The following is a 19,309-nucleotide window of genomic DNA, read 5'->3' as shown; positions in this document are numbered from 1 at the left end:
TTTCATTGTAGCATGATTTATTTTATTGAACAAACAAAAGCATGCATAATCATTTCATTATTTTTGGAAAATATCCAACTTTTTCACCATGAGCTAATAACTGCTGTATAAATTCTTTATTGATTGCTGGTACTATCAATTCTTTTTTCTTAATCCATTCATTCGTTCTACGCGTACCCATTACAATTTCAGATTGCTGCGCTCCATCTCCTGCAACTTGAGAAGCAATTAACTCTGCTATTACTTCATTTTCCTTCGCTAATTCAAGTCCGGTATTTACATATTCTGAAAGTGGAACCATTTTAAGATTGTATCCACACTCTCCAATTAACTGTATAAATTGTTCAAACTCAATTTGATGTGGATGACAAATATGTAACGTCTCTCCTACAATTTGCGAATCTTTTAAATACGATACAATTGATTTACTAGCAAAATCAATTGGTGTGAAATCAACTTTCCACTTCACATTTGGTGCTTTCCCAATTAATAGCATTGTTTTAATAAGACGATAAAATGCGTTTCCTTCAATATTTTGTTGGAACGAACCTGTTTCTGAATGACATGCTAAATTACCTGCACGATAAATATTTCCGCGCAAACCATTTTTCATTGCTTCACGAACAATGTTTTCCGCTTGTAGTTTACTATTTGAATATACATTCTCTAAGTCTACACTGTAATTAAAATCACCAGTTTTCATGTATGTATCCCATTGATCTACCGCTAATTCTAACGGGATACCAATTGTAGAAATAAAATGGAATGTAGCACCTTTCTCCGCTAATGCTAGCATACGGCTAGTTCCTTGGACATTTATATTTTCAAATTGTTTTCCATCTCCAAAATGTCTTACATCTGCACCGCAATGAATTATCGTATCCATCTTAGAACTGATGAACATAAATTCTTCTTCGCTCATCCCAAGATACTCTTCCCCCAGATCACCAGCTACGGCCTGTATACGCTGTAACCATTCTTCACATATATCACTAAAGTAGCCTGTTAATGTATCTATAATTCTTTGTTGCACATCTTTGGTTGGTCTTACTAAACAATAAATAGTAGCAGATGTATCTCTCAACAATTCATATAATATGTGTGATCCTAAATAACCAGTAGCTCCTGTTAAAAAGACATTTAAAATCTGGGTTTCTTCTAAAACGTTTGCATACGTAATAGTATCTGGTTCGTGAATCACTTTATATTCACGAAATACTTCTTCTTTCTCTACTTTTACTTCTCGCTCAATTCGAGCTAATCCATATATCGTTCTTTCTTTAAAGAAATCTTGAATTGTTAAATGTGAAAAATCTTCTTTTAACAATGTTAAGACTCGTAATACTTTTAATGAATGTCCACCAATTGTAAAGAAATCATCATGTACTCCAACTTTTGAAATTCCTAATACTTCCGCCCAAGCGCGCGCTATTTGTTTCTCTGCTTTATTACAAGGTGCAACATATTCTTGTAGACGAACCGGTTCATACTTTTCTTCTAGCTGAGCTAACTTCTTAACATCAATCTTTTTATTAGGTGTAAGTGGCAATTCATTAATATAAATTAGTTTAGATGGCACCATATAATCTGGTAATTGCTCTTGTAACTGATAAACTAATTCTGGTATTTCTTTTTTATTTAAAGTTGTATAGAACGCGATTAAATATTGGCTACCTTCCTTACTCTTCTTAGCAAAAACAGCATTTTCTTTTATATTATGATTTTGAGAAATTTTACTTTGGATTTCTCCTAGTTCAATACGATGTCCTCTAATCTTTACTTGATCATCTTTCCGATGTAAAAATTCTATATTTCCATCCTCTAACAACTTAACAATATCACCTGTTTTATATATATTAACTATAGGATTGAAAGGGTTCTGAATAAAAGCTTCCATTGTTTTATTAGGCTTATTAAAATACCCTTTTGCTAATCCTACTGAATCTATATATAATTCACCAGGTACACCAATTGGACAAAGATTCATATTCTCATCCAAAATCATAACTTGATAATTAGCACATGGTTTACCAATGGGAATACTCGCAACATCCTCATTTAACTGACTAGGTATTTTATAGGTTGTCGTCACTACAGTACATTCTGTCGGTCCGTATACATTATGAATTTCAACATTTGTACCTATTCTTTCTCTCCACAATTTAATAACCTCTACAGGCAACATTTCACCGCCAATCGCAATTCTTTTTAGGGAAGCTAGCTTATATATATCTTCTTCTGCTAAATAAGTTGCTACTTGTCGAACAAAAATTGTTGCTAATGCCAAGATCGAAGTTGCTTTCACTTTATAGATTGCATTTGCAAATGCTTCTACAGACAATCGCTCTTCCTCTAATAATACATACAAATTTCCTCCGCAGAATAAAGAAGCAAATGACTCCCATACAGAAGCATCGAAACTAAAGGAAGGAAATTGGGCAAATACATCCTCTTCTGTCAATTCATATTGCTTTTGCATCCAAGTGTACAGATTAACAACGCCTCTATGTGCTAACATCGTTCCCTTTGGATTCCCTGTTGAACCAGATGTATAAATCATATAAGCTACATCATCACAATGAATAGACAACTTTACATCTATATCTTCACAAGTTTCACTATCATACATTGAAACTGTTTGAACCCCATCACATGTTATAGGCGTCTCTTTCATCAATATAACTTTCGCTTGGCTATCTTGAATAATGTACTGTATTCTACTTTCCGGATAATCTGGATCAATCGGAACATACGCTGCACCAGCTTTTAATATAGCTACCATACTTACTACTGTGTCTATGCTACGTTTCATAAATATTCCAACATAGTCTCCTAATTGGACGCCATTTTTAATTAACATATGAGCTATTTGATTACTTTTTTTATTTAGCTCCTCATAAGTTAAAGTACCTTCCCTTGAAGATAAAGCTATACGATTTGGAAATTGAGTAACAGTATTATAGAACATATCGACGATACTTTTCTCAGGATATACTGCTGTCGTATCATTCACTTGACTATAAAGTGCCATCTCGGCCTCTGTAATAATATTAAAATTTTTTATATAATTATTCTTATTTTGTGATGTACCAATTAAAACACCTTGTATTTGTTGTGCATAACGAGTAATCGTTGTTTCCTTCCAATTAACACTATTAAATATTATTTCTACACTTTGCATATTTTTACTAAATACAAATTGTAATGTATTCGTGTCTTGTAGCTCATAATATGTTTCACCAATAATAATAGGTGACATTTCATATAATGTATTACCGTTTTGAAACTCTTCTATTTCTTCCTCATTCATTTCTTTAATTTGTTCCAGTTGCTCTTCAATCTGTAAATTCAAACTTTCATAGGAGAGAAAATTAGAAACTTCAATAGTAATCGGAAATAAACTTCCTCTTACATGATAAAGCACGACAATATGTTTTTCTTTAGAAATATGATATAACCACGTTGCAGTCGCTCCTATTAAATCTACAATGTGAGTCAAATTTGGAAATAGTTCAGTTTTCCTTTTTATCCTAAGTTCCGTTCCTTGCACATCTTTAGGTATTTTAATACTTCCTTCTACTTTCCCTAAAAATTCTTTTACCATCTCATTATAAGAAATTGCTAATTTCATATTTATGTAAATTCCTCTCTTAAATATAATAAAGGTGTGAAAATTCACACCTTTTTCATCCCTTATTAACGGGCAGATTCGTTCAATTCATAATCAATAGCGGAGATATCCCCTTTGATTAGAATTGAACTTTCTCCTTATTCGCTTTTAAACTCACCAATAAGCTCTTGTAATTCCTGAGAAAGCCAACTTAAAGAAGTCGCTAATTCTGCAATATCTTGTACTGATATTTCTTGCTCTTTCATGCTTTCTTCAACATTACTACTGCTGTTGGCATAAGTGTTTGCAATATGTGATAATTCATTTACGACTTGAACGATATTCTGGCTATTTTGTAAAATGTCACTCGAATTACCCGAAACAGCTTTTACTTGATCTGTAACAGATTGCGCTGATTTGGAGATTTTTTCAAAGAAATCTCCACTACTTTGAACAAGTGAAATTCCAGTTTCTACTTCTTTTGAACCTTTTTGCATTGAAACTACAGCATCTTCTGTCTCAGCTTGTGTTTCACCAATTAATTTCGCTATATCTTTAGCAGACGCTTCCGTTTGTTCTGCTAATTTTCGTACTTCATCAGCAACAACTGCAAACCCTCTCCCAGCTGCTCCAGCACGTGAAGCCTCAATAGAAGCATTTAAAGCTAATAAATTGGTTTGATTTGAAATACCTGTAATTACAGTTACGATATCACTAATTTCTTTTGACCTTGTTTCTAACGAATAAATGATGGAAGATAAATCTTGTACTGCATTTTGAATTAAACTCATTTGATTAATAATTTGTCCAATCACTTCATTACCTTCAATTGAATGTTGCTCCATACCTTCAGAAGCAACCGCAACTTGTTTTGCAGCCCCAGTTATTTCTTCTACCTTATCTTCCATTCCATGTACAATTCCTAAACATTGTTGTACTGAAGTTTTTTGAGACTGTGCCCCTACTCTTAAACCTTCAATAGAACTTGCAATCTCTTGAACTGCCATGCTGTTTTCCTCTGTACTCGCCGACAATTCTTGTGAAGAAGAAGAAACTTGCTCAGCAGTTTGCCTTACTTTATCTATAATCCCTTTAAATTTTTCAATCGTGTTATTGAAATAAACATTAATAATTCCAATATCATCTGGTCTTTCTTTTAATTTAATACTCAAGTCACCTTTACCAATTTTACGTAACCCTTCTCGTAAATCTTTTAATGGCGCTAACGAGTGACGCACGATAAAGAATTGAGTAATAGTCGCAATCGCTAATGAAATAATGATAAAGAGTAAGCCCTGTATCATAAACTTCTCTTTTGTAATAGGAACAATGGAAGCATCTAAGTCAGCCGCAATAATTGCAACAATATTGTTTTCTCCATCTGTAATTGGTTCTAATATTGTTACCCACGAACCTATTTCATCTTCATATACTTCTGTCATTTGGGCCTTTTTCGTATCAATGACTTTATCGTATGCCTTCATCCAATGAGCGGGTTGTTCATAATAATCTCCCGGCTTTATAGGGAACGCATTTGTTAACTCTGTAGTCAAACCAACGAGTTGTAATTCTCGCTTTTCATTCGGCTTTGCTCCTGTAACATACGTTTGTCCAACACTTTTCAATTCTTTTGACACTTCATCTAATTTCTCTGTTAACTTTTCTTTTTTCACTTTTTCAGCTGTAGGATCTTTCGCCATGTCTCTAACTAATTCTACATCCAATTTTTTCAATACTATTTCTCCTGTTTCAATAGACTGCCTTTCAAATAAAGACATCATACTATTTTGAAACATGTTGAAACTTAACGCACCCATACTTCCAACAAGTGTCAAAATAACTAATACGGTTAATAAGACGTTCTTTTGAAGGAACGATAACTTATGCCAATATTTTTTCATTAATATCCACCTTCCTTAATTAACATAACAAAAAAACAAAATATACGAATATTTTGTTTGAAAATGATTCTCAATATATTCGAGAATAAAAAAAAGCCAATGTAAAAGCATTGGCCAAGACCAACCCTATCCGTCCGGTAACTGGCTAGCATAGCCTTTCGACCTTAGCTCCTGTAGTTTTGCGTCCTCATGTTTCCATCAGTTTGCCTTTCTCGCTGAACGAGTTGAACGATATGGGAGTTCTATGAGAATTAATTTATTCTCTTTCAAAGATTACAACATATAAATCAAAATGTCTACTTATTTAGAGATATAAATACAAATTTTTAATGCATTGCTTTTTCGAAATAATTTCAAAAAGTACGTGAATGTTACTTTTTTTGTGTTATATAATAAAAAATGTATAAATAACAAGGATTTCTTCGGGTATTTATTTAATTTTCATTCAAATTAAACTATTCGAATATATCTTAACTAATGAATTTCGGAGGTAGTTTATCATGTTTTGGCTACAATTTCTTACCTTGTTACTCTGTATTTTTATTGGTGCACGCCTAGGCGGAGTTGGTTTAGGAGTAATGGGTGGAGTTGGTATGGCAATACTCGTTTTTGTCTTCCACTTACAACCAACCGCGCCTCCTATCGATGTAATGCTTATGATTTTGGCAGTAATTACAGCCGCTGGTGCTTTGCAAGCTGCTGGAGGAATGGACTATCTTGTTCATCTAGCTGAAAAAGCATTGCGAAAAAATCCAAAGCGTATTACTTTTTTTGCTCCAATTGTTACTTATTTATTCACACTATGTGCAGGTACTGGTCACGTTGCCTATTCTGTACTTCCTGTTATTGCAGAAGTCTCTCGTGAATCAGGGATTAGACCGGAACGCCCAATGTCGATTGCCGTAATCGCTTCTCAGCAAGCAATTACAGCTAGTCCAATTTCAGCTGCCACAGTTGCTCTTTTAGCAATGTTAGCTGACTATAAAATCACTTTATTAGATATTTTAAAAGTGAGTATTCCTTCTACTTTCATTGCTTGTATGTTAGCAGCATTCGTTGCTAGTAAGATGGGAAAAGAATTAAATGAAGACCCTGAATACTTGAAACGATTAAAAGAAGGAATGATTCCTAAGCTTGAAGAGAAAAAAGAATTTGTAGGTATAAAGGGCGCTAAATTATCAGTTATCCTTTTCCTAGTAGGAACCTTCCTTGTTGTACTTCTTGGTTCATTTGAAACACTTCGCCCAGGATGGATAGTTGATGGAAAGTTAGCTCGTCTTTCCATGCCGAACACAATTGAGATGGTTATGTTAACTATCGCGGCTCTTATTATTATTTTCTGTAAACCAAATGTAGAAAGCATTGTGTCTGGTAACGTCTTTAAAGCAGGAGCAACAGCAGTTGTTGCTATTTTCGGTATCGCTTGGATGGGAGATACTTTCTTTAATGGAAACTTAAATATGATTCAAGGATCTATTCAGCATTTAGTAACAAGTGCACCTTGGCTATTTGCCATCGCACTATTCATTCTATCTATTTTACTGTACAGCCAAGCAGCAACAGTACGTGCCTTAATGCCACTTGGACTATCCCTTGGTATTCCACCAGCGCTACTGATTGCGATGTTCCCTGCAGTAAATGGATATTTCTTCATTCCGAACTATGGAACAATCGTTGCTGCCATTAACTTTGACCGTACTGGTACAACAGGTATCGGTAAATACGTATTAAATCATAGCTTTATGATTCCAGGCTTAATTGCAACATTTACTTCTATCGGCATTGGAATGCTTTTAATTTCTATTATGTTTTAAAGAAAAAGCACAAACCCTTATTTAAAAAGGTTTGTGCTTTTTAATCAAATGTTTGTTTAAATTTTTTGGGCAGTCTACTTCTCGATGTAGCACTTAAAATACTACATGTCCTTTTCTACAAACTTCTCTTTACTTCTTCAGCTAATTTTCTCGTACTTTCATACGCAGATTCAGCAAAACTAATTGCTGAAATAACTGAAACACCGTCCGCACCCGCTTCTATAACTGCCGCTGTATTTTCAATTGTAATCCCACCAATACCAACGATTGGCACTGTAATTCCTTGTTCTCTAAAATAAGCTAATCCTTTCGTTCCTTGAACCGCTTTCGTATCTTTTTTCGTACTCGTTGGAAAAATAGGTCCAACGCCTAAATAATCTGCTCCATTTTCGATTGCAAAGCGTGCTTCTTCAATTGTATGAGCAGATACGCCGATAATTTTACCTCCCATTTTTTCACGAACAGATGTAATCCCTTCATCATCTTGTCCTACATGAACACCATCTGCATCTAATTCAATGGCTAATTCTACATCATCATTTACAATGAAAGGAACACTATATTCCTTACAAAGCGTCTGCAATTCTTTTGCAAAACGCACTCTATCTCCTCCGATTAAAGAACCTTCCCCCTTCTCGCGAAACTGAAAAAGTGTCACTCCACCATCTAACGCTTCTTTCAATACAGCTAAAGGATCCCTCGTGCAGTTATTACTTCCCATAATAAAATACACTTGCAATAGGTTAGACATTTTCTTTGTTTCAATGCGCATCATGTGTTTCATCCCCCTTACTCTAACTCCTCAATCTTCCCATATTTCTCTATATCAGCTGAAGTTGTATTCGCTAATTGATTTAAAAATTCAATTTGGAAACTACCTGGCCCTTTTTCTACTGTTTTAGCAGCTGCCAGTTCCGAAGCTACACCATAAAACGTTAATGCTGCTACAGTTGCCTTTACATAATCTTTTTCAACTGCTACAAATGCTCCTATTACTGAAGTTAGTAAACACCCTGTTCCCGTAACTTTCGTTAAAATAGGGTGACCGTTTCGAATAAGAACAGTTCGCTCTCCATCTGTAACAACATCTTCTTTTCCAGTAATGACCGCAACTGTATTCAATTCGTCTGCTGCCTGCCTTGCAATGCTTACAACATTGCCCTTTCCAGTACCAGCGTCTACCCCTTTAATTTCCCATTTTTCATTAATAACATTTGCTATTTCAGCTGCATTTCCGCGGATAATCGCTAAATCGATTTCAGCCGGAATATGTCTCGCAACTTCTGTTCGATACGAAGTTGCTCCTGCACCAACTGGATCAAACAGTACTGGCACATTGTTCGCATTTGCTGATTTACTCGCGAGTAACATCGCTTCTACTTCTTCAGAACGAAGTGTCCCCATATTTAATACTAACGCTCCAGCAATGCTCGCCATTTCTGCTACTTCTTCTTTTGCATACGCCATTACAGGCGATGCCCCAAGTGCCAACAAACCGTTAGCAGTAAAATTTGTTACAACAACATTTGTAATATTATGAACGAGTGGATTAGATTCTCTCACCAAATCCACTACTTTACTAATTTCTTTCATATTCATCCTTTTCATCTCCTAACTATAATGATGGGAGATACACAAAAAGACACTTTGCGCGTACGCAAAGTGCCTGAACATGTGCTTTTACACTCTCCCTACGCTGGCATTATCCAACAGGTTCAAATGGTCAATGACGGACTAGTAGCCATACTCTCAGTTTGTATCCACAAACTCCCATGTGTTTCTTATTCATCTACTTCAAAGTCTACTCTTATTCTAGTAAAATAACAAGTTCTTTACTTTTCTATTTAATATAGAAGCAACTGATAAAGTGAAACTTTAATCAGTTGGGATTTTGTTCACTCCATTAAAAACAGCTCAAATATGGAGCGAAACTGAATCTCAAGAAGATGTATGCTATATTTAACTTATGGAAATTTGAAAGGATGTTTTTAATATGTCAAAAAGCGTTGTAATCGCTGAAAAACCTTCCGTTGCACGAGATATCGCTCGTGTACTGAAGTGTGATAAAAAAGGAAACGGCTATCTTGAGGGTAATAAATATATTGTAACTTGGGCTTTAGGTCATCTCGTTACATTAGCAGATCCAGAAAGTTATGATGTGAAATATAAAAAGTGGAATTTAGAAGATTTACCGATGCTACCTGAGCGTTTGAAATTAACGGTTATTAAACAAACTGGTAAACAATTTAATGCTGTAAAAAGTCAGCTACTTAGAAAAGATGTAAATGAAATTATTGTAGCAACAGACGCTGGACGTGAAGGGGAATTAGTCGCACGCTGGATTATCGATAAAGTTAAGCTAAATAAACCAATCAAACGTTTATGGATTTCTTCTGTAACCGATAAAGCAATTAAAGATGGTTTTGCAAATTTAAAACCAGGTAAGGCATATGACAATTTATATGCTTCAGCAGTTGCGCGTTCAGAAGCTGACTGGTATATCGGTCTTAATGCAACTCGCGCTTTAACAACTCGCTTTAATGCTCAGTTAAATTGTGGCCGTGTACAAACGCCTACTGTCGCTATGATTGCTAGTCGTGAGGATGAAATAAAGAACTTCAAAGCTCAAACTTACTACGGCATCGAAGCTCAAACAATGGAGAAGCTCAAACTTACTTGGCAAGATGCAAATGGCAATAGCCGTAGTTTTAATAAAGAAAAAATCGATGGTATTGTAAAAAGTTTAGATAAACATAATGCTACTGTTGTGGAAATTGATAAGAAACAGAAGAAGTCATTCTCTCCTGGTCTTTACGATTTAACTGAATTGCAACGTGATGCAAATAAAAAGTTCGGTTACTCTGCTAAAGAAACATTAAATATTATGCAAAAATTGTATGAACAGCATAAAGTACTAACGTACCCTCGTACAGATTCACGCTACATTTCATCTGATATCGTTGGAACACTTCCAGAACGTCTAAAAGCATGTGGTGTTGGAGAATACCGTCCCTTCGCACATAAAGTATTACAAAAGCCTATCAAACCTAACAAATCATTTGTTGATGATAGTAAAGTAAGCGATCATCATGCGATTATTCCAACAGAAGGATACGTTAACTTCTCAGCATTCACAGATAAAGAACGCAAAATTTATGATTTAGTTGTAAAACGTTTCTTAGCTGTTTTATTCCCAGCATTCGAATACGAGCAACTAACATTACGTACCAAAGTTGGTAGTGAAACGTTCATTGCACGTGGAAAAACGATTTTACATGCTGGTTGGAAGGAAGTATACGAAAATCGATTTGAAGACGATGATGTAACTGATGACGTAAAAGAGCAGCTTCTGCCTCACATTGAAAAGGGCGATACATTAACTGTAAAGTTACTTATGCAAACATCAGGCCAAACGAAAGCACCTGCACGCTTTAATGAAGCAACTTTACTTTCAGCAATGGAGAATCCTACAAAATATATGGATACGCAAAATAAACAACTTGCTGATACGTTAAAATCGACTGGTGGATTAGGTACTGTAGCGACACGTGCTGATATTATCGACAAGCTATTCAATTCGTTCTTAATTGAAAAACGTGGCAAAGATATTCATATTACTTCAAAAGGCCGTCAGTTACTTGATTTAGTACCAGAAGAGTTAAAATCCCCTACACTAACTGGTGAATGGGAACAAAAACTTGAGGCTATCGCAAAAGGTAAGCTGAAAAAAGAAGTATTCATTTCTGAAATGAAGAACTATACGAAAGAAATTGTTTCTGAAATTAAATCGAGTGATAAAAAATATAAACATGACAACATTTCAACGAAGTCTTGTCCAGATTGCGGTAAACCAATGCTAGAAGTAAACGGCAAAAAGGGAAAAATGCTCGTATGCCAAGATCGTGAATGTGGTCATCGTAAAAATGTATCTCGTACAACAAACGCTCGCTGTCCACAATGTAAGAAGAAACTAGAATTACGTGGTGAAGGTGCAGGCCAAATTTTCGCATGTAAATGTGGCTATCGTGAGAAATTATCAACATTCCAAGAGCGACGTAAAAAAGAATCTGGAAACAAAGCCGATAAACGCGACGTTCAAAAATATATGAAACAACAGAAAAAAGAAGAAGAACCATTAAATAACCCGTTCGCAGACGCATTAAAAAAATTAAAATTTGATTAAACAAAAAGGTTCCTACCTCTATCGGTAGGAACCTTTTATTTTAGTGAATAATTTTACTTCCTTTTGCATTCTCAACAAATTTTTCACTTGATTTGTTAATTGGTGTTTTCAGTAATAACGCAGCAACAATCATAACTACTACGAAAGCACTTAACACAAGTAAATCTCGCGTTACGATATCCCATAGCATTCCGCCTACTGTTTCACGAATTGCACTAATTGCATATGTGAACGGTAAGAACGGATAAATTGCTTGGAAGAACGCTGGTGTCATTTGGATTGGGAATGTTCCGCCCGATCCTGCTACTTGTAGTACAAGTAAAATGATCGCCATCGATTTCCCAACGTTTCCGAAAATAGAAACGAGTGAGTATACGATACAAACGAAGACTCCACCAATAAATAAACTAAATAACACAAACCAGAACTTATCGACTACGTACGTACCGAGTAAGAATATATCTCCCATCGATACGATAAACGCTTGTGAAAGACCTATCGTTAAGAACGTTAATAAACGTCCGAAGTAAATTTCATGGCTCTTATAATTCGCGCCCTCTTCGTGTACTTCTACTGTTAATAATGAAACCATTAATAATGCGCCTACCCATAATGCAAGCACTGTATAGAATGGTGACATTGCTGAACCGTAGTTCGGCATCGCAAATAATTTATTCTCTTTTAAATTTACTGGATTCGCAAAGTAATCACTTTGCTTCTCAACATCGTTTTTCAATAAGCGTATAATGTCTTTTAAATCCTCTTCAGATTCAAAATCACGAATTTTATCTGCTAATTCTTTAATCTTTTTCTCAGTAGCTGGCATTTCAGCTTTAATATCTGCTAATTTCTTTTTCCCGTCTACTAAGCCTTTTGATGAATCTTCTAGTAATTTTTTAACATCTGGAAGCTTTTTGTCTGCTTCTTTTAAAATTTGAGATGTGTTTTTAGACATCTCTTTTGTGCGAGCAATTGCTGCATTGAAATTTGGAGTGATTTCTGAGTCATATTTAGCTAAAATGTCACCAATTTGGCCCGAAACACTTTTAGACACTTGATTAATACTTTCAATAACATCTGCTGCTGGTTTTTGACCTTTATTAATAGCGTCAATTCCTTTATCAGTTAAATCCATTCCTTTTTGCAAACCATCTTTTGCTTTATTTAACTTAGAAATTGTACCATTAAGGTTTTTATCACTATTCACATCAGCTAACACTTTATTTGTACTTTCCAGAACTGGAATCATGTCATTAACTAAATTCCAACTTGCTTTGAACTGCCCATTCAAATCATTTAAGGCTACTTTTGTAGAATCTAATCCATTAACACCTTTGTTACTTAAGTCTTCTCTGGCTTTTTCAAGCTCTGTTTTTAATCTGCTGTAATCATTTACAGCCTTATCATATTTTTCTCTACCATTGTCTAACGCTTCATTTGTTTGATTTACTAACTCATTTGCTTTTTTTATATCTTGATTTAAATTACCTCTTAGTTGCTGAGCATCTTCTTTTACATTCTCAGCTTTGTTTTTCAATCGTTCAGCTGTGCTTACTGCTTTTTCGAAATCTGCTACAAAATTTGTATTATAATCTTTTTCTGCTTGATTTACTAAATTATTTACTGCATCTAACTTTTGATTTACAGCATCTCGCACATCTTGTTTAACTTCTTGGCCAGAACTAATTAAATCTCCTACATGCTTAACTCTATTGTTAGCATCCACCATAGAATTTTTAAGCACTGTTAAACTTTCCACTCTGTTTCCAAAGAACTGTTTACCGAAGTCCGTTGAAGCTGCTTCCTTAAACGTTGTAAAGAAATCAATCAAATATGAAACGCTATCGATACGCTCTTGGAGCAATTTCGAAGCATCTTGCACATTTTTCTGTGCTACAGCTGGATCCACACCTTTATTTTGAAGACCATCCATAACACTTTTTACATATGCGGTTCCAACACGAGTAGAATTGAAAACATTATTTACAGTTTGATCAATATTTTTAGCAACATTTTTATACCCCTCACCATTCACCTGCGGTAACGCTGGAATCTCTGGTATTTGCGGTATTTGTGGAAGAGTTATATTAGGTAACACTGGGAATTTAGCCGGATCTGGAAGTGCCAGATTGAAATCCAATGATGGATTCTTTAAGAAATCCGTAATTGCCGCGGCACCATCTAAACCTTTTTGCATTACCATTAAATTATTCTTAATAGTTCCTGGAGCACGTTGCAATGTTTCATCATTTCTCGCAAAGAATTTATCTAAATTCCCTAACGCTTCTTGCCCATCATTCATAACACTCTCTACAACCGGCAACTCTTTTTGCGCTACTTTTACAACATCTTCTGCTCGAGTTGCATCATCTAATGCCTTATCCATGAGTGTATTCATTTCTGGGAACTGCGCTTCTAACTTAAATACAAGATCTTTTACTTTTTCGATACTTGGTAAATTTGTTTCTAAATCGATTCCAAGATCATTGAAAATTTTAAAAATCTCACCGTTTGCTGTTTTAACAAAGTTTTTACTAATTTCTTCTGTAATACCTGATGCACCTTTTGCTGTAATCTTCGGTGCAATTGCGTTTACTTTTTCATTCACATAGTAATCCAGTTCTGGTTTTTTAGGATTTTCATCCAGAACAGTTGCAATTTTTTCAGAGAAGTCTTTTGGAATCGTAATACTTGCATAATAATCCCCACGCTCAACTCCGTAAATTGCTTGTTTCTCATCTACAAATTTCCAGCCAAGATTTTTGTTTTTCTTAAGGGAGTCTACAATCTCTTTCCCGATATTAATATCTTTCCCTCTTAAATTAGAACCTGCATCTTGGTTAGAAACTGCAATGGGAACCTCTTTTGTATTTCCATACGGATCCCAAGAAGCTTTAATGTTAAACCATGCATATAACGATGGTAAAATCATTAATCCTAAAACAATAACAATTGCAGCCCAATGTTTGGCTACATTCCGTAAATCTGTCTTATAAATACGCCAAATCTGTTTCATAGAAGTTATCACCTAATTATATATTTTTCCTTCTTTAGAAAATGATACATACATTTTGCAATTATATCACTTTCTACATCGTGTATTAACCAAAAACGTACTATTTTTTCCCATTAACTTTCACTTACTTCATTATATAACGAAGTGAGTGAAAGTATGAATACAAAATGACCAAATCGGTTTTACATTCAATAATAACAAATATATATGAAATGTCATAAAAAATACAAGTATTTTCTCTTGGAAATACTTGTATTCCTAAAAAAAATCCTCACAGCTTTTATTCTCTGTGAGGATTTCTTCTATTATATATCCAATTGAACCTCTACACCGAAATGATCTGAAATTACATTTCTGTTTGTACCATTAAAAATAACTTTTGAAGAATGAACTTTTTTACTTTGGTTACACAATATTAGATCGATTCGCAAATTATGTTTATTTTCATCCCAACCAGCAATCTCGCCTTGGACAGTCGTTCCTTCATCCTTCTCTATTGCTAATTCATATGTGTCATACAACCCTTTTTGCATCATATACTCATAACCTTCGCCTTCCAAGCGAGCATTGTTATTAAAATCTCCCATTAAGAAGGCGAGCTTATTACTATCTACACGCCCCATCAAACGATCAACTTGACCTTTGAATGACTCTTCTTCATCATTCCACCAACCGAGATGGCAAGAGTAAAACGTTATATCTTTACCATTATAAGCAATTGTTGTACTTACAATTTTACGCGTTTTCCAATACGTTGTATCCTCGTTTTCTGAAATAAAGAACGTATCTTCTTTTATAATATTATGCTTCGTTATAATCGCTAACCCTTCTTCATACACGTCATAACCAATATGAGAGAAATCCCAAGTAATATTGTAATCTTTTACATGTAGCGCTTTTAACTCTTCTAATAGTAAAAGTCCAAAATTATCTTCTTTCTTGTTACCGCATACATTTTCAGCTTGTATGGACTGACTTACTTCTTGCAATGCGATGACATCGTACTCTTCTTCTTGAATTACTTTAGCAAGGTATTGTATCTTTTCTATTTGATTCTCTTCTTGCCAAGAATGACAGTTTAAAGTTAGCAATTTCATATTATTACGCACCTAACATATCTTGAATGTCTGACTTTAATACGTCAGCTTTCGGACCATATACCGCTTGTACACCTTTATCTTTTACAATAAGCCCTAAAGCACCATTTTGTTTCCACTGTGCTTCTGGTGCAACAACATCTAAGTCTTTTACTGTTACACGTAAGCGTGTCATACAAGCATCTACGTCAGCAATATTTTCTTTTCCACCTAATAAATCGATAACTTTTGTTGCTAATGAACCATCTTGTACATTTTCTGTTCCTTCTGATGCCTCATCTTCATTATCAATATAGTTACCTGCACGCCCTGGTGTTGGTAAGTTGAATTTTTTAATTAAGAAATTAAATAGTGTAAAGTTAAGACCGAAGAACACTAATGAAACAATAACAAAGTTGATTAAGTCTCTTGTTAAACCTGCGTTAACCATCATTGGTGTACGAGTAATTAACTCAATAAATCCAAATGCATGAACACGTAAGTTAATTAAATCAGCTAACGCGAATGCAAGTCCTGTTGTAATAGCATATACAACATATAATACTGGAGCAATAAACATGAACATGAATTCAATTGGTTCTGTTACACCTGTTAAGAATACTGCTAATGCTGCTGATAAAAACATTGGTTTATATTTTGCACGCTTTTCTTTATCAACGTTACGGAACATTGCAAATGCAATCCCCATTAACGCTGCTGTTGAGCCGATAACTTGTCCAGCTTTGAAACGAGCTGGTACAACGTTATTTAATAAATCGTTATATGCCTTCGTATCTCCATTTGCCAATAAATTATTTAAATCTGTAATCCATGCAAGCCATAATGGATCTTGTCCTGCTACAACTTGTCCAACTTTTGAACCAGTTAGCATCGTATATGTTCCGCCTAGCTCTGTATAGTTCATCGGAATCGTTAACATATGGTGTAAACCAAATGGTAATAATAAACGCTCTAACGTTCCATATACAAACGGTGCAACAACTGGTGCACTATCTTTTGAAGCTGCAATCCAGCGACCAAATTCATTTAACCCACTTTGGATGAATGGCCATAGAAGTGATAATACAATCGCAGTAACTGTAGACCAAAGAATTACAACGAATGGTACAAATCGTTTTCCATTAAAGAATGCTAATGCCTGTGGCAGTTTATTATAGTTATAATATTTGTTATATAGATTAGCTCCTAAGAAACCTGTGATAATCCCCACGAAAACTCCCATGTTTAATGCTGGTGCACCAAGTACAGAAGTAAAGTAATCTTTTACAAGTAAATCTCCTGCTATTACTGAAGAAACTGTCGCTTTTGAATCCGCTAACATTTGAGCGTTTACGCCAAATATAGCTCCTGTAATTCGGTTTGTTAAGACGAATGCTAATAGCGCTGCAAATGCACCACCTGCACGATCCTTCGCCCAAGATCCCCCAATTGCTACTGCGAATAAGATGTGTAGATTTGTAATGATTGCCCAACCGATGTCTTCCATTACGCGAGCGATTGTATGAACTGCGTTAACATCCCCAGCAGACATACCAATTAACTTACCGATGGAAATCATTAAACCAGCTGCTGGCATTACGGCTACAACAACTAATAACGCTTTCCCGAACTTTTGCCAAAAATCAAAAGACGTAATTTTCATCTGTTCTTCCTCCCCTTTATTTATAACAACATAATGATTTAAATTATAATTTCTGTTCCCTTTATGAAAACGATTCCTTTTGTTACTTTATTTTTATCTTTACGCAACCGTTTTCATAAATCTATTTTAATAAAAGCGTTTTCACTTTGCAATAGAAATTTATTTTTTTTCATAAAAAAAGATGCTCAAAGAGCATCCTTTTTTATTATGAAATGCGATAAACCCTTGTTTCATAAGGTTTTAAAGCAATTGTTGTTACTTCTTCATGTTCCGCAACTTCATAGTTATTTAAAAGCAAACGTTTGCGTTCTAGTGCAAATAAATCCTCATTATACACTGCTTCCTCTTTTGAGATATTACTAATTACAATGACTTTTTCATCCTGTAACGTACGTGTATATGCATAAATTTGTGGATCGTCTTCTAAAAGTAAATCGTACGTACCATAGTTCAGTACATCGTGCTCTTTTTTCAGGGCAATCATTTTCTTATAGAAATTGAAAATAGACTTTTCTTCATTTTTTTGCTTTTCAACATTAATTTCTTTGTAATTTGGATTCATGCTAAACCAAGGTGTACTTGTTGTGAAACCAGCATTCATCTCATCATTCCACTGCATAGGTGTACGTGAATTATCGCGGCAAGAAGCCCATATAATCTCCATCATATCTTGATGTGGTACGCCCTCTGCGATTTTCTCGCGATATAAATTTTTAATTGCAACATCATCGTAATCTTCAATATTTGGTAACTGAACATTTGTCATACCAATTTCTTGTCCTTGATAAATAAACGGTGTACCGTGCATAAAGAAATACATCGCTCCTAGAGCTGTTGCACTTTCACGCCAATATTGTTTATCATCTCCCCATGTTGAAACGATACGTGGTTTATCGTGATTTTCAATATATAAAGCGTTCCATCCTTTATTCTCTAATCCTTTTTGCCATTTCGTTAATACTTTTTTCAATCCTACAACATCAAGGTCTTTCTTCTTCTCTGCATCCCATAAACTTAAATGTTCAAACTGGAATACCATATTGAACTTACCTTGCTCTTCTCCAACCCAAAGCTCAGCATCTTCAATCTTAACGCCATTTGCTTCACCAACAGTCATAATATCGTACTTAGAGAATGTATTTTCTTTTAGCTCTTCTAATAAAGGTTGAATACCTTTCACATTCATATGTTTATCAAAAGATGGCACATATTTTAACTCTTTTGGATTTGGCATATCCTTAAGGCCTTCTTCTTTTTTAATATGACTGATCGCATCAACGCGGAAACCATCAATACCTTTATCAAGCCACCAATTAACCGTATCATATAGTACTTCGCGAACTTCTTTATTCTCCCAGTTCAAATCTGGTTGTTTACGTGAGAATAGATGTAAATAATATTGTTCTGTTTCTTCATCATATTCCCATGCCGAACCATTAAAAATACTTTCCCAGTTGTTTGGCTCCGCACCATCTTTACCATCATGCCAAATATACCAATCACGCTTCGGATTATCTTTAGATGAACGTGATTCAATAAACCATGGATGTTCATCACTCGTATGATTAATAACTAAATCAATAATAAGCTTCATATCACGCTTATGAACTTCATCTAGTAAAGCATCAAAGTCTGCCATTGTACCAAACTCATCCATAATATCTTGATAATCACTAATATCATAACCATTATCATCATTAGGCGACTTATACATTGGACAAATCCAAATTACATCTATACCTAAGTCTTTTAAATAATCCAGTTTTGCAATAATACCTTGTAAATCTCCAATACCATCACCATTTGAATCCATAAAGCTTCGTGGATAAATTTGATAAGCAACTGCTTCTTTCCACCATGTCTTATTCATAGTCCTTCTCTCCTTTTGCATCCCATCAGAATTTTTATGCAAACGTTTTCGTAACACTATCATAACAAAATATGAACAGTTTGCAACTGTTTTCATTGAACTCTATGTAGATTCTTTATTCTTATGCTTTATTTATTTCTCACAAAGGTAAATCTCATTCTCCACCTCTCCTTGTC

General features: G+C 34.8%; 10 protein-coding genes and 2 riboswitches. Of the genes, 2 read left to right on the top strand and 8 right to left on the bottom strand.

The features are described from left to right. Positions 1-49: 49 nt before the first annotated feature. Complete coding sequence (locus BUA87_RS24755; protein ID WP_072941094.1) at positions 50-3,631, bottom strand: non-ribosomal peptide synthetase family protein; 3,582 nt, start codon at positions 3,629-3,631, stop codon at positions 50-52. A gap of 137 nt (positions 3,632-3,768) precedes the next feature. Next, positions 3,769-5,511, bottom strand: a complete 1,743-nt coding sequence (locus BUA87_RS24750; protein WP_072941091.1) for a methyl-accepting chemotaxis protein — start codon at positions 5,509-5,511, stop codon at positions 3,769-3,771. Positions 5,512-5,644: 133 nt separating this feature from the next. Beyond that, a riboswitch (cyclic di-GMP riboswitch) is annotated at positions 5,645-5,729 on the bottom strand. A 282-nt stretch (positions 5,730-6,011) separates the two neighbouring features. On the opposite strand from BUA87_RS24750, the gene BUA87_RS24745 reads away from it, so the two are divergent. Further along, a complete protein-coding gene (locus BUA87_RS24745; protein WP_000498703.1) occupies positions 6,012-7,325 on the top strand; it encodes an anaerobic C4-dicarboxylate transporter family protein in 1,314 nt (437 codons plus the stop codon). 115 nt (positions 7,326-7,440) lie between these two features. On the opposite strand, the gene thiE is transcribed toward BUA87_RS24745, so the two are convergent. Both thiE and thiM read right to left on the bottom strand, forming a co-directional pair. Further along, positions 7,441-8,100, bottom strand: a complete 660-nt coding sequence (gene thiE / locus BUA87_RS24740) for a thiamine phosphate synthase (RefSeq protein WP_071714725.1) — start codon at positions 8,098-8,100, stop codon at positions 7,441-7,443. Between the two features lie 14 nt (positions 8,101-8,114). Next, positions 8,115-8,924, bottom strand: a complete 810-nt coding sequence (gene thiM / locus BUA87_RS24735; RefSeq protein WP_001056117.1) for a hydroxyethylthiazole kinase — start codon at positions 8,922-8,924, stop codon at positions 8,115-8,117. Positions 8,925-8,996: 72 nt separating this feature from the next. Then, positions 8,997-9,109, bottom strand: a riboswitch (TPP riboswitch). 209 nt (positions 9,110-9,318) lie between these two features. Between thiM and topB the strand changes: the two genes are divergently transcribed. Next, a complete protein-coding gene (gene topB / locus BUA87_RS24730; RefSeq protein ID WP_000047278.1) occupies positions 9,319-11,508 on the top strand; it encodes a DNA topoisomerase III in 2,190 nt (729 codons plus the stop codon). Positions 11,509-11,548: 40 nt separating this feature from the next. On the opposite strand, the gene BUA87_RS24725 is transcribed toward topB, so the two are convergent. The 4 genes from BUA87_RS24725 to BUA87_RS24710 all read right to left on the bottom strand — a co-directional run bounded on the left by BUA87_RS24725 (position 11,549) and on the right by BUA87_RS24710 (position 19,133). Continuing rightward, entirely contained in the window at positions 11,549-14,524 is a 2,976-nt protein-coding gene (locus BUA87_RS24725) for a YhgE/Pip domain-containing protein (protein ID WP_072941087.1), read from the bottom strand. A 305-nt stretch (positions 14,525-14,829) separates the two neighbouring features. Continuing rightward, positions 14,830-15,621 carry an endonuclease/exonuclease/phosphatase family protein gene (locus BUA87_RS24720; RefSeq protein WP_000771989.1) on the bottom strand — a complete coding sequence of 264 codons (792 nt, stop codon included), beginning with the start codon at positions 15,619-15,621 and terminating at the stop codon, positions 14,830-14,832. 4 nt (positions 15,622-15,625) lie between these two features. Next, the gene (locus tag BUA87_RS24715) at positions 15,626-17,263 is read right to left on the bottom strand and encodes a PTS transporter subunit IIBC (RefSeq protein WP_000705568.1); all 1,638 of its coding nucleotides are present in this window, start codon (positions 17,261-17,263) and stop codon (positions 15,626-15,628) included. A 205-nt stretch (positions 17,264-17,468) separates the two neighbouring features. Beyond that, the gene (locus tag BUA87_RS24710; protein ID WP_001044701.1) at positions 17,469-19,133 is read right to left on the bottom strand and encodes a glycoside hydrolase family 13 protein; all 1,665 of its coding nucleotides are present in this window, start codon (positions 19,131-19,133) and stop codon (positions 17,469-17,471) included. Between the last annotated feature and the right edge of the window lie 176 nt (positions 19,134-19,309).

The sequence above is a fragment of the Bacillus sp. bc15 genome (genome assembly GCF_900142585.1).
Lineage (GTDB): Bacteria > Bacillota > Bacilli > Bacillales > Bacillaceae_G > Bacillus_A > Bacillus_A cereus.
This window is presented reverse-complemented; position numbering and strand designations above follow the sequence as displayed.

Excerpts from the sequence above, each read along its gene's own strand:
- BUA87_RS24755 (WP_072941094.1), bottom strand. The coding sequence starts at position 3,631 with ATGAAATTAGCAATTTCTTATAATGAGATGGTAAAAGAATTTTTAGGG.
- BUA87_RS24750 (WP_072941091.1), bottom strand. The coding sequence starts at position 5,511 with ATGAAAAAATATTGGCATAAGTTATCGTTCCTTCAAAAGAACGTCTTA.
- BUA87_RS24745 (WP_000498703.1), top strand. The coding sequence starts at position 6,012 with ATGTTTTGGCTACAATTTCTTACCTTGTTACTCTGTATTTTTATTGGT.
- thiE (WP_071714725.1), bottom strand. The coding sequence starts at position 8,100 with ATGATGCGCATTGAAACAAAGAAAATGTCTAACCTATTGCAAGTGTAT.
- thiM (WP_001056117.1), bottom strand. The coding sequence starts at position 8,924 with ATGAATATGAAAGAAATTAGTAAAGTAGTGGATTTGGTGAGAGAATCT.
- topB (WP_000047278.1), top strand. The coding sequence starts at position 9,319 with ATGTCAAAAAGCGTTGTAATCGCTGAAAAACCTTCCGTTGCACGAGAT.
- BUA87_RS24725 (WP_072941087.1), bottom strand. The coding sequence starts at position 14,524 with ATGAAACAGATTTGGCGTATTTATAAGACAGATTTACGGAATGTAGCC.
- BUA87_RS24720 (WP_000771989.1), bottom strand. The coding sequence starts at position 15,621 with ATGAAATTGCTAACTTTAAACTGTCATTCTTGGCAAGAAGAGAATCAA.
- BUA87_RS24715 (WP_000705568.1), bottom strand. The coding sequence starts at position 17,263 with ATGAAAATTACGTCTTTTGATTTTTGGCAAAAGTTCGGGAAAGCGTTA.
- BUA87_RS24710 (WP_001044701.1), bottom strand. The coding sequence starts at position 19,133 with ATGAATAAGACATGGTGGAAAGAAGCAGTTGCTTATCAAATTTATCCA.